The 11,727-nt window shown below is 62.5% G+C and carries 10 protein-coding genes; 3 read left to right on the forward strand and 7 right to left on the reverse strand.

Features of this window, described 5'->3' with window-relative positions; all coding sequences use genetic code 11:
• Positions 1 to 29 precede the first annotated feature (29 nt).
• Positions 30 to 1,400 carry a septum formation inhibitor-activating ATPase gene (locus VMR39_RS26925; protein ID WP_325421030.1) on the forward strand — a complete coding sequence of 457 codons (1,371 nt, stop codon included), beginning with the start codon at positions 30 to 32 and terminating at the stop codon, positions 1,398 to 1,400.
• A gap of 196 nt (positions 1,401 to 1,596) precedes the next feature.
• Here VMR39_RS26925 and VMR39_RS26930 read toward each other — a convergent pair whose 3' ends face one another.
• The gene (locus tag VMR39_RS26930) at positions 1,597 to 2,340 is read right to left on the reverse strand and encodes a hypothetical protein (RefSeq protein ID WP_148564661.1); all 744 of its coding nucleotides are present in this window, start codon (positions 2,338 to 2,340) and stop codon (positions 1,597 to 1,599) included.
• A gap of 178 nt (positions 2,341 to 2,518) precedes the next feature.
• Between VMR39_RS26930 and VMR39_RS26935 the strand changes: the two genes are divergently transcribed.
• Positions 2,519 to 3,301: a hypothetical protein gene (locus tag VMR39_RS26935; RefSeq protein WP_019054343.1), complete on the forward strand. Its 783-nt coding sequence runs from the start codon at positions 2,519 to 2,521 to the stop codon at positions 3,299 to 3,301.
• 34 nt (positions 3,302 to 3,335) lie between these two features.
• Here the strand turns inward: VMR39_RS26935 and VMR39_RS26940 are convergent, their stop codons facing one another.
• The 3 genes from VMR39_RS26940 to VMR39_RS26950 all read right to left on the reverse strand — a co-directional run bounded on the left by VMR39_RS26940 (position 3,336) and on the right by VMR39_RS26950 (position 6,559).
• Positions 3,336 to 3,854 (reverse strand): hypothetical protein, encoded by a 519-nt coding sequence (locus tag VMR39_RS26940; RefSeq protein WP_019054342.1) that lies wholly within the window; start codon positions 3,852 to 3,854, stop codon positions 3,336 to 3,338.
• A 205-nt stretch (positions 3,855 to 4,059) separates the two neighbouring features.
• Complete coding sequence (locus VMR39_RS26945) at positions 4,060 to 4,728, reverse strand: hypothetical protein (protein ID WP_148564662.1); 669 nt, start codon at positions 4,726 to 4,728, stop codon at positions 4,060 to 4,062.
• Positions 4,729 to 4,870: 142 nt separating this feature from the next.
• The gene (locus VMR39_RS26950; RefSeq protein ID WP_349255103.1) at positions 4,871 to 6,559 is read right to left on the reverse strand and encodes a strawberry notch C-terminal domain-containing protein; all 1,689 of its coding nucleotides are present in this window, start codon (positions 6,557 to 6,559) and stop codon (positions 4,871 to 4,873) included.
• A gap of 312 nt (positions 6,560 to 6,871) precedes the next feature.
• Here VMR39_RS26950 and VMR39_RS26955 point away from each other — a divergent pair, with 312 nt between their 5' ends.
• A complete protein-coding gene (locus tag VMR39_RS26955) occupies positions 6,872 to 8,176 on the forward strand; it encodes a hypothetical protein (RefSeq protein WP_082737013.1) in 1,305 nt (434 codons plus the stop codon).
• Here VMR39_RS26955 and VMR39_RS26960 read toward each other — a convergent pair.
• From VMR39_RS26960 to VMR39_RS26970, 3 genes are read right to left on the reverse strand one after another with little or no spacing between them, the layout of a single operon-like run.
• The gene (locus VMR39_RS26960) at positions 8,166 to 9,182 is read right to left on the reverse strand and encodes a tyrosine-type recombinase/integrase (RefSeq protein WP_019053426.1); all 1,017 of its coding nucleotides are present in this window, start codon (positions 9,180 to 9,182) and stop codon (positions 8,166 to 8,168) included. The genes VMR39_RS26955 and VMR39_RS26960 overlap by 11 nt on opposite strands.
• On the reverse strand, positions 9,179 to 10,093 hold the full coding sequence (locus tag VMR39_RS26965; protein ID WP_019053427.1) for a tyrosine-type recombinase/integrase: 915 nt from the start codon (positions 10,091 to 10,093) through the stop codon (positions 9,179 to 9,181). The genes VMR39_RS26960 and VMR39_RS26965 overlap by 4 nt, the downstream gene beginning before the upstream one ends.
• Positions 10,087 to 11,634 carry a tyrosine-type recombinase/integrase gene (locus VMR39_RS26970; protein WP_026149763.1) on the reverse strand — a complete coding sequence of 516 codons (1,548 nt, stop codon included), beginning with the start codon at positions 11,632 to 11,634 and terminating at the stop codon, positions 10,087 to 10,089. Before VMR39_RS26970 ends, VMR39_RS26965 begins: the two co-directional genes overlap by 7 nt.
• Positions 11,635 to 11,727 lie beyond the last annotated feature (93 nt).

An 11,727-nucleotide genomic window follows, 5' to 3' on the forward strand; every position in this document is an offset into this window, starting at 1 on the left:
TGGGCCTTAGGCAGATCAACTTCGGCCTGATGGACCGGGTGCTGCCGGACCTCAACAATGTGGCAAGCCACATCCGTCCCTACACCCTGATGGCCTGGGCCTGGCGGAGGGTGCGCCATGTTCTGGAGCGGGGAAAGCGGCAGAGCGCAAAGCCCGAAGAGATGCGCGATTTCGTCGACCGGATCGAGGCTATCTACGCGTGGTCACAGTTCCTGATCGACCCGCGTGCGGACATTCCGGGGGCGCAAGCCATGCGGCCGATGCTGGACGCGAAGCAGTATCGTTTTGGCGGTGAGGAATGGGAAGCCCGGCGCAACATGCGACGCTATTCGACAGGTTTCATATCGCCGCTGAACTACGGGCCGAGCCTGCGCACCATGGGCTGGCTGATCCCGGTCGAGGGCGCGGCAGGCATATTCCAACCCGATGCTTCCCTCGACCCGGTGCTCGACGCCTTCGAAAGAGGTTTCGGGGCGGAGCTGGGCCACGAGGCGTTCAACCGCTTCGGCAACGTGGTCGTCAGGCGCGCGGATGCCGAGCGCTGGGGCAAGCTTTGGACGATGGACAAGCCTCGCGCCGCGGAGGCGAAGGCCATGTTTACGAGGCTCGGCGGTGAACGGGCAGCTCCAGCCCGTCAGAAGGGTGTCGCGCTGGTCCAGGCGGCCTATGCGAATCTCGACGACGAGGAAGCCACCTACGAGGACATCAGGGTTCGGATGGCCGATCGCGCCGAAGCCTGGGACAGCGCGAGTGACCGCCCCCTGGCAGCGGACGAATGGCGCGCGGTGCAAATCCGCCAACTGTTCCGTCTTGCCCTCGAAGGCATGTTTTATTGGACGATCGGCGCACTCCTGCCTGGTCCTCGCTCGACGACACAACTGGCCCGGGCCTTCATCGGCGCTCTCGATAAGAAGTCATTGGCGGATAGTGCCGAAGCCTGGATTCTCGCATCAAAGGACGCAACCAACCCGGTGGAACGTCTTCGCGCCCTGCAGGGAGTCTTGCGTGACCAGGACCAGCTTCCAGCCGCTATCGTCGCTGCCCTCGCGCTCTGCCTGCGGGAAGCGCCGAACCAGGGTCATCCGTTCGAAAATCCGGATCGCTTGCCCCTGAGCCGGGCCAAGCGGGAGGCGCAAGGCTGGGGTGAGCTGACGCCGGCCGGTTTCGTCTGCCACATGCTCGAGATCTGGATCATGGCTCAGCACGCCTATTGGTCGGTAGGAAGAGGCCTTGCCGATGCACGCAATCGGGGCAAGACGATCCTGCGGTTGCGGATTGTCATGGACGAGGGCGGATGGACGCTGACGCCGGGCACCACCCGGCAGGGCAATCCGCCGGAGCCGACGCCGGACCGGCTGGAGACAGCCACCAGCCTGCTCGTCGAGTGCAGGCGACTCTAGAGAGCCGCTAGTGTCGCATCCGTGCAAGGAAATGGATGCGCGCTGCGATACAATGTTGCTGCGACCCGAGGGGCCTTCGAGTCGAAAGTTTCGGCGGCCTCCCACTTCCAAGCCTGTCCGGTCCTTACCGGGCAGGCTCTTTTTATGAGGTACGGGCGTGCCGCCAGCTCATGCCGGCAGCGCGCAAAGTCGGGCTTCAGCCGAACGCCGCCTCGTAGAAGGCAAGCCTCAGCGGCTCGTCCAGATAGGCTTCCTGCTCGATCCTGAGCGCTGAAGGGAAGACATCGCCGCCCGCGAGCCAGGCGGCTTCGGCATCCGGCGCCGCGACTACATCGGCGAGCGCAGTGGCAAGATCGAACCGGTCCACCGCATAGCCGGCGTTGAGCAGCGCGCCCTGCAGCGCGATCTCGTAAACCGCGCGCAGGGCGACCGACGCCAGCACGGAGGGGATAACGGCTTCCTCGGGATTGCTCGTGGCAATCCGGCACTGCTCGGCGTCAAGCGACACGGTGGTGCGGGATACGATCGGCCGGCTCGGATGCGCGGTGCAAAGGCCATCGGCGAGAACCGCGCAGGGCGCCAGGCTCTCGAGCAGCGGTCGATCCCAGCCGTCGCGGCGCCGCGTGGCCAATGCGGGAACGGCCTCCACGACCCCGGCGGGAAGGCTGCGCGCGAGGAACAGGATTTCCGGTGCGGTCGCCGCGACGCGCGTGTGACAACACCAGGCGCAGCGCGGACCGCATGCAGCTTCGGTCCGGATCTGCGCTGGGGTTCGCCGCTCGATGGTCGCATAGAGATAGCCGAAGAGCGGGTCGAGGGTGCCGGCGGAGCGCGCTTCGTCGATGGTGCGCCGTATCGAGCGCATCTCCCGGACGATCTCGCTGTCCGGGCTTATGTATGGGCGAGCCTCGCCAACAGACGAGGAAACCACGTCCGTCACGGCATGTTCTCCCGGCTATATTATCGTTATTTGCGCGCATTGAGATAGATAGATCATATCTGCCATTACTGCTACGCGCCGGTCCTCATTTCTTGTAATTTTACAGTGTTTTACAAAAGCAGCCCGTGACCCGCCGGGTTCGACCATGGAAGTAACCTGCGTAGCTGAAGGACGTCGAATGTTCAGCCCTGCGTTCAAACCAGACTGGCCTGCCGCCGCCGAACTCGGGCGGCAACTTCGCTTCGTCGACCCAGTGGCGCTCATGCACCTCTCGCGCGGCCTTACGTTCAATCCGCTCCGGTCAGCTGAAGTGCTGGACGATGTCCTCGTCCATTTCAACGAGACCAGCGGCTATGTCGCCGAGGTCGAAACCTGGGTTCGCGCAGGGGGGCTGCAGGCCGGGGCTTGCCCGGCTTATCCCGGCGGGCGGATCATCGCCGATGTAAGAGAGGCGGCGAACGCCGAGGGAAAGACAGCACACACTGCGGCTATCCTCAAAGAGGCGCGGGAGGCGGGCGTCGCGCCGGCCGTCTTCCTCAGCATGGTCTCGCCTCTCCTCGACGTCGCCATGCGCGTCGAACTGCCGATGCGCGCAATTCTGCACGGGAATCCAGCTCTCGCGTGCACTTACACGCTCTATCTCCACACGCTGTTGACCAGCGAGGGGGAGGCCTATCTATATTACGGGATCACCAAGCGGGGCTGGAACATCCGTTTCCACGAACACACCCGCGCGGCAGTCGCGACAGCGTCCAAACGCCTTTTCGCGCGCACGCTCAACGCGCTGATCGATGCGCGGATCGCCGAGCGCACCGGCAGGGCCGACGATCGGCCCAAGCTAGCGGGGCTGATTACCACCATTTGTGCCACCGGCTCTCTCGCCGGGAAGCGCATGACGCGGAGGCGGCTATGGTCGAGAAATATAGCCTCGCGTCCAAATATCCCCTCGGTCTCAACATGATCTCCGGCAGCGCAGCCGGGGCGCACAAGGTAGGTCAATCAACATCTGGGGAATGATAAACAAGACGCTCCGGCATGGCTCGCCAGAACGCCTCTAACGCGCCCGCGAAATCGTCGAAGTCGCTGTCAGTGATTTCGAGCCACCGATAATCGAGATAGAGCGTGCCGGTCCACGACTGGACGCCGAGCTTGCTCATAAAGTGCGGATAGGCCTTGTGCAGGCGGGTAAGCGCGGCACCCTTGCCATGTTTGTAGACGTTCACGACGAGGTTGCAGGCATCGATCTGCGGGTAGAAAGCCTGCTGCTTTGCCTGCCATCCAAACTCGCCAAACATGTCGAAAATCTCGATGGTCTTGGCGTTCCAGATGTTCTTGTCGATCCATTTCGTATCGACATAGTGCCGGAATTCATTGGCGAGATATTCGCGCAGCTCCTTGTCCCACTGATGGAACATGGCGGCCGTGGTGGCGAGGCGGACCTGTTTGCGCATCTCATCGAGCAACATGTAATGTCCGGCGGCATCACTCGTCACCGCATCTGCGATGTCGCCCATATCGGGCTCTTCACCATGATAGGGCGCTTTAATAGCCGCTTGCCAGGCATCCTCCTGATAGCGTTCAGCTTCACCTTCGATATCGTCGAACTGGGTGAGCAGGCGGCTTTTCGCTTCAGCACAAAAAACAGATGCCGCTCCACAATGACGGAACGGATATAATCGTGCATCTGCAACTCGATGGATCGTCGCCGCAGCACGGGAGTCACCGTATCCTGGCGCGATAGGCAGCGATCGCCCTGTTGCAGCCAGCTAGAGTGCCAATCGTGGAAGGATCGGAAAGACCCTCGTCGAATGACTTGGAATAGTAGTCCCGAACGCGGGGATCATCCGACTGGCCATATTGCCTGACCAGAGCGTCCGACCGCAGGGCTCCGATCTTCGACCGGCAGGTGCCGGCCAGCATCATCAGATCACCGCGTGCCTGGATCTGCGGGGTCTGCCAACTCGCGAGGCCACCGACCTCCAGCATGCTGTCCGTTAGTTCGGTCGCTGCGGTCTCGAGATTGAAGCCGGGTGGCGGAACGATGAGGGAAGAGAAGATAGGTTCGCCGGACGCCTCCATGCACGTGCGGCCATAGCCCAAAAGTGTATGCTTCAGGTCGCGGAGCTGAGCGTCGGTTTTCGCGCCGTCGGCCGCTGATTGAAGATCAGTCGCAAGCATGCGGCTCTGACGGTTGATCGCTTCGCCCTTCAAGCGCGCCACCGTCGCGGGCGCGACCGCCCAGGCCGCTGTCTCGGCGTTCAGCGCGGCTTCCGCCTTCACTGGCAAGTCCGGGTCGAGTTTCATGCCGAGTCTTTCGCACATGGGTGCCGTCACGACGAACTGCCCCACGCGGTTTAGTCGGTCCTGCTGCGCCTGGGTCTGTGCCATGGCCGGCAGCGACAGGCCGAGTGCAATCAAAAAAGAAATTATGCGCAATGGTTTCCCCCGAAACGGCCCTGCTCGGTCTAGCCCAATGAGACAAGACAGACCATCCCGGCCCACATACTTTAGGCAGCGTCTCCGAGCGCCGTCATCTTCCTTCGAGTAGCTTCCCCAGGACCGCCTCCGCCGTCGCCATGGGTACGAACATCCGCGTGCGATACTGGATGATCTCGGTGAAGCAGCCGATCGACTTGAGCCACGGCAGACGGTCGTGCGGGCAGCCGACGAGCTCGATCCGCTGGGAGCCGTTGACGACCGAGCGCTTGATGGTGAGCGGGAACGGATGCGACACGTCGACGCTGCGGCCCGCGGACACCGCCTTCGCGACCGCGTCGGGCGGCAGCGTATCGGACCGATCGATCCCGAGCTTGGTGAAGAGCTGGGGCACATGGTCGTCGAAGACGAGACGGCCGAGCCAGGACTGCCCTTCCCCGTCGACGATACGGTTGACCGCCATGTGATCGCTCGGAAGTGCCGACCAGATCGGCAACAGCAGCCCCGTGGCCAACCGGATCGTCTCGCTGTCGACCGTCTCCCGGGCGATGTCCACTTCCTCCGACCAGGTCGCCGTGAAGGCCTCGCGGGTCACCTCCTCCCAGGAGGATTCGTAGAGATCGTCCTCGCGCATATATTCGTTGCGCGTAGGTCGCATCATCTCGACGCGCGGGATCGGCGTGCCTTCCTTCTCCTCCATGAGCGAGCGCGCCCGCGTCCTGAGCGCCGCCTTGCCGGACTTGCGGTTGATCATGAAACCGGCGCTGGCATCGCCGTCGGCGATCCTCAGGATGCGCTCGAGGGAAACAGGGTTGCGGCGCCGCGCGATCTCGATGGTGAGAAGATGCGAGGTCGCGCCGGTGCGGGGATCGGTCCGCAGTACGACGTCGTCGAGGAGGGTCGCCTTGTCGACGAGGATCGTCTCGACGCCGACATCGAGCCGTCCCGCCTCGCGCGCGGCCGAGACGCGGGTTTCGATCAGCGACAGGAACTCGTCGAAGATGCTGTTCTGCAGCGCGATCGGCAGGGCCAGGATGCGGTTGAGCCAGCGCTGGATCGGCGGCATCTCGTCCTTGAGCACGCCGTCCTTGTCGCAAAGCTCGAGCCCGGTGCGGTGCTGGAAATCGTCGAGCGTCGTGCTCGAAAGCTTGCCCGCGGCGAGCAGGTCGAACCAGGAGAGGAGCGCCGCGCAGGCATATTCGCTCTCGAGATTGTCGGCCGGGTCGAAGAGCCCCTGCCCGCCCGTCTGCCGCTGGCCGCGCGTCAGCGCACCGAGACTGTCGAGACGGCGTGCGATCGTGCTGGTGAAGCGCAGCTCGCCCTTGCAGTCAGTGGTCACCGGCCGGAACAGCGGCGTGGTCGCCTGGTGCGTGCGGTGGGTTCGGCCCAGGCCCTGGATCGCGCGATCGGCGCGCCAGCCGGGCTCGAGCAGAAGGTGGACGCGCTGCTCCTGGTTCATCACGTCGAGCGAGGCGTGGTAGCTTCGCCCCGTGCCGCCGGCGTCAGAGAAGACCAGCATGCGTTTCTTGCCGGCCATGAAGGCAGCGGCCTCGGCCTGGCTGGTGCGCGCCGAGCGGCTTTCCAGTTTCTGGCGGCCGTCGCTTACCGTGATGAGGCGCTTTGTCCGGCCCGTGACCTCGGCGACATTGTCGTGCCCAAAATGTTCGAGCAGCGCATCAAGCGCCGACATGATCGGCGGCATGGCGCAGAGCTTCTCGATGAGGTCATCGCGCGCGGCCTGAGCCTCGGGATTGTAGACCGGGTGGCCGTCGTCATTCACCATCGGCAGAGAACGCGGCGTGCCCGTGTCGTCCTTGAACACGCGCATCTGACGGGTCGGGAATGCGCGCTCGAGGTAATCGATGATGTATTCTTTGCAGTCGCAGTTTATGTCGAGCGTGGCGGCGGGAGGCGCAGGTTTCCTTCGGTTTTCCATGATTTCACTCCAGATAATTGCCTGACAAGGTTGAATGCTGGGGCCGTTAGGATTGTCGGCACCGCTGGAATGGTGCAGGTTGTAGAAAATCCCCGAGGCAGTCGTTCGTCGCTTTCAATCGAGGTCCCGATGCAAGGCTGTCCGCCATGGAGATCTGCCATGCCGAACAAACTGCCCAAGCGCCCCATTATCGTTTTTCTCGCAGGGATTTTTCTGGGCTTGCCCGGCGTCGCAGGCGCAGTGACATTGACGTCATTAAAAGGCATGGATCTCGAAGGAAGCTATGGCTCGTATGCGCCGCGTGGCGATTGCTCTCGAGGGGCGAGCCTTGAGATCAACGAAACCGGCTTTACTTTCAAAGCGTCTGGTCAGACTGTAAAAAGCACCCGGTTTGAGTACGCGGCTTCGTTTCTTGGCCCGACCTATGAAGGCGTTAGCGCGGTCTTTTTTCCTTTTCCTGTCAATGCCAACGATTTCGGACGCGTGATCTTGACGGTCAATGACGACGAAAAGCGAGGCGTAGTCCGCCTTGAAGCAGACGTCGCGCCTGGACAGCGCCTGGATCCGTTCAAGTCAGCGCTCGTGTCGCAATCCCCACTGCTCTTGTGCAAGGGGTCTGGGCCGGCATCTGCTGCTTCAAAAGCACCTCTGCAAGCAAGGCCAGTCTTGGGAAAACCGACGCCGCTAGCCTGGACCAATCTTGCGAGTTCCATAGGAAAATTCCAAAGTGATTCCGATCCCAACGGAATAGATCTTTTGACAAGTGGTCCGATAGCTGACGCGATACGTTCGCGTTTGGGCCGCAAAATAGACCTGCTGGCCAGCAATCTTTCGGCGATATCCGGTCTCCAACGACAAGGATCTCTCTATTGGGTTACGGGAAATGCGCCGCATCAAGGCGGTGTAGAGCAAGCCTATGTTTTGCTTGATGCAAATCGCCGTGCTGTTCAAATTGGCCTTTGGGAAAAGGGAAAGTTGACGGTCTATGCGCCTCAAGGAGGCCGCTTGCCCGTGCCCCAGGACATTGCTCGCCTGCTTATGGACAGCCCACCTGAGGACGCAGTGCCGCTGCCTGGGACTGCTTGGGAGGTCGTGCCGGTCCAAGGTCGCGCCCCAATGGCCTATGTCGATGTAGCTGCTTCGCCAAACATCAAGTCGTTTAGCCTGTTTTGTGAAGGCAACCGCCCCATGATGGCCATGCTCCTTAACAAGCCCGCGACGGTGCCGCGCGTTACGGTTACATGGAATTTTGCTGGTCGATTAATTGACATTCCGACCGGCCGCGCGAACGCTCAGAGCACGTTTTGGCAGGCCAACCTCACTGGTTCCCAACTCATTCCGATGCTTCTCCGTCAAAACGGTTCGGTTATGCTACGCATCAACGGCCGCCTCGAAGGCGAAGCTTTGTTGGCGGGAGCGCCACTGGCGCTTCGAACTGCGATGCGGACCTGTGTCAAATTTTGACATGACCTCCTGCACGTATTTCCTGAAGCATTGATAGTAGATCGTCGCTTTGCGGCTTGAAGCGCCCGGGCCTGATGGCGGGTGCGCCGTGAGCCGCGAGGATTTGCAGCTTCTCCTCGGGATCGGCGCGCAAATAGGTCTCGGTGCTCTGGATGCTGGCGTGGCCGAGCCACAATGCAACCTTGCGAATGTCCCCGGTCGCCGCGAGCGTGTGCATCGCACAGGAATGCCGCAGCACGTGCGGCGTAACCCGCTTGCCAAGGATCGACGGCTGCTTCGTTGCCGCGGTCTTGACGTGCTCGGCCAAACGGAACGCAAATCCGTCGCGGGTCATGGGCTGCCCGTTGGCATTGAGGAATATCTCGGCAGCTTGCGCGTCGGGCCGTATCGCAAGCCACGCGCGCAATACGAACTGGGTCTCTTTCCAGAGCGGCAGGACCCGTTCACGCCGACCCTTGCCCATGATGTGCACGGTGGACAGGGAGCGGTCCGGGAAATCGCGCAGCTGCAGCGTTACGAGTTCCGACACTCTCAGCCCGCCGGCATAGGCCAGATGCAGCATCGCGCGATCGCGGGTGCCAAGGCGTGTCCGGGGATCCGGGGCATCGAGCAAAGCCTTGATCTCGGCCCGGTCGAGGTAGTCGATCAGCGCCTTGTCGGTCTTCTTGGTCGGGATCGATCTGACGCGGAGGGCCAGATCCAGGCAGGCCGGAATCCGATACTCGATGTACCGGAAGAAGGACCGGATCGCGGCGAGCCTGCCATTGCGGGTCCGCACACAGCTGCCGCGCCCGGTCTCGACATGGTCCAGGAAAGCCATGATCATGTCGGGGCCGAGATCCTCGATCTCAAGATCGGTCGGCCGACGCTTCAGCCGATCGGCAGCGAACTGAACGAGGAGGACGAAGCAGTTGGCATAAGTCTTCACTGTGTGCGGGCTGACAGCACGTTCGCGTGGCAGATGCTCACGCAGGTATGCCGAGAGATGCGGAGCGAGCGCCGTCATGCCGCCTCTCCCCGGTAAAGCTGCTCGCTCGCAGCCGCAATGTCGCGCAGCAGCACCGGAGTGGCCTCGAGATACCAGTACGTGTTGGCGACCGACGCGTGCCCCAGATAGACACTGAGACCGGCCATGTGGTGAGCGATGGCCTCCCTGTCAGGTGGGCAGGACTCAAGGGAACGGACAGCGAAGGTGTGCCGCAGATCGTGGAGTCGCATGCCCGCCGTACCGGTTGGTCCACGATATCCGAGCTGCCGGGCCAATCTGACGAACACGACGTGGGCGCGCACCTTGTGCGGTGCCCGTCCCCGGATAGTGACGAACAGGTCGTTGCCCCTGGCCGCGTGCTTCTCGCGGAGGGCGAGATAGGCTTCGAGTGCTTGGCGCGTCGATGGCTGCAAGGCAATCAGCCGCTGCTTGCCAAACTTGCCGTTGCGGACGATCAGGCCATCCTCGACCAGATCTTTGCATTGTAATGCGAGGGCCTCGGAAATCCGGAGACCTGTCGCCGCCAGCAGCCCGAACAGGTAATGGTACGTGTGTGGGCTGATCGTGCCTTGGGGTGGAACGTCCAATGCAGCAGTCATGATCGCCCGCACCTGGTCCGGCTCAATGATGGTCGGCGTCGGGCGTGGCCGCTTGCCCCGACCGAAGACGCCGGCAGGCGGAACTTCGTGGCCTGAATCTTCGGCGTGAGCGAAAAGGCTGAAGTTACGTGCGGTGTCGAACCTCCGGCGGGCCACATATTGTGAGCTCGACGTATGGCACCAGTCGTAGATGCGCTGGACCTGAGTGTGCCGATCGCCGAAACCCCCGGCGTAGGCGGCGTACAGGCGCAGCATGCGTTCCTGTTCAGAGAACTTCAGCCCGAGGCTGCGATGCAGCGCCACGTATCTGGAAATGTGGATGTTCAGCATGACTGTTCTCCCGGCCAGGGCTGCGCGATCTTCATGAGCATCGGCAGATCGACCTTGGCGTAGATGGCAGTGGTCTCGGGCGAGCTGTGACGCAGGATGGTCCCGACGGACTCCAGGCCTGCGCCCGCGCGCAGCAGGTTGGTGGCAAGCGAATGCCGGAATATGTGCGACCCGGTCGGCACTCCTTCGATCCCACCGCGGTCGCGCGTACGAGCGACGATGCCCGCTATCTCAGCGGACGAGCGGAATGGCCGAAACGGTGCTTGTGCACGCAGGAACAGATGCTCTTCGGCGGCCTTCGGGCGGGCTGCCGCAAGATATGCCAGGATCGCGTCGCCAACATCCTGCGGCAATGGCAGGCGGTCCGGTCGACGCGTCTTGCCCTTGACCGTCAGGTGGCCGGATCGCCAGTCGATGTCGTCGAGACGCATGTTCTGAATATCGGCAGCCCGCAGGCCGAGCCTGGCGAGCAGGAGAATGATGGCCTTGTCCCGGACTTCCACCGGACGATCTGTCGGACAGGCCGCAATGATCCTCTCGATCGTTGCCGGGTCGACGTGGCGCGGCAGCGTCGAAAGGCGGTAGCGCTGTACTGATGGAACTGCATGCAACAATGCCGGCCGGCACTCGCCACGCACGACCAGAAACCGGATGTAGCTCCTCATTATCGTGACGAGCAGCGATGCCGACCCCGGCGTCTCCTTGCTTCGTCGTTGGAATGCGCTCCTGAGTCCGGCGGCATCCCATTGCGAAGGCTCGCCCAGCATTGGCATGAGCCGTCTGATATCGGTCCGGTAGCGCCGGATCGTCTCGTCCGTGGCGCCGCGGTGTTGCTTGAGCCATGCCAAGTAAGCCGACATGTGCGGGTCATCGTCCGCCACCGGTTCAACCAATGGGATGGCGCCCCGGCCTCGCAGGAACTCGACGAAGTGCCGTGCGCATCGCCGCCGCCGCTTGGTGCCCGTTGCGACCAACTTGCCCCGCTTGCGCCAGACCGGGCATCGGCAATCATGCGCTGCATAGTGGTCGATGATCGTGTCATCGATATCGATCCATTGGCGCCGCGCCATGCGAAGCCAGGCCACGAAATGCTCGGCCTCGGACCGATAGGCCTGTGCCGGTCCCTCGGCAAGTTGCAGGCGATCGATCGCATCGGAATAGTCGGCGAGGTGCCGTGGCAGATCGTCGATCCCGTCGTCGACTTCGACGTAGCCTTGATCTTCCAGGAACCGGACGAAGCGCCTGACCCTTGCTGCTTGGTCAGCCTTGTAGTGCGCTTGCTGCGCCGAATACCGGTGGCACCGGCACCCATGCTTTTCGAACCGCCGGACAGCCCGATCGTCAATCGTGCGGATGGCGATCCTATGCAGGCCCAGCCAATGCAGGAAATGGCGGACCGCCGCGCCATACAGAACCGCACAGCCTGACTTCTCGTCGAGCGACTGAGAGGAGAGGAATGTGGTGAGAAGGGTGCCGTGACTGGGCGGGTCTTCGACCCGGAGCGGGGCCGCTCGAAACGGCAATGATGATCTTGATCGCATGTTGGTTCCTTCGACTTGTTGAGGTCGAGGGAACCGTAATTATCTGGAGTGAAATCATGGAAAACCGAAGGAAACCTGCGCCTCCCGCCACCA

The sequence above is a fragment of the Sphingobium sp. genome, assembly GCF_035511395.1.
In the GTDB taxonomy this organism is placed as follows: domain Bacteria; phylum Pseudomonadota; class Alphaproteobacteria; order Sphingomonadales; family Sphingomonadaceae; genus Sphingobium.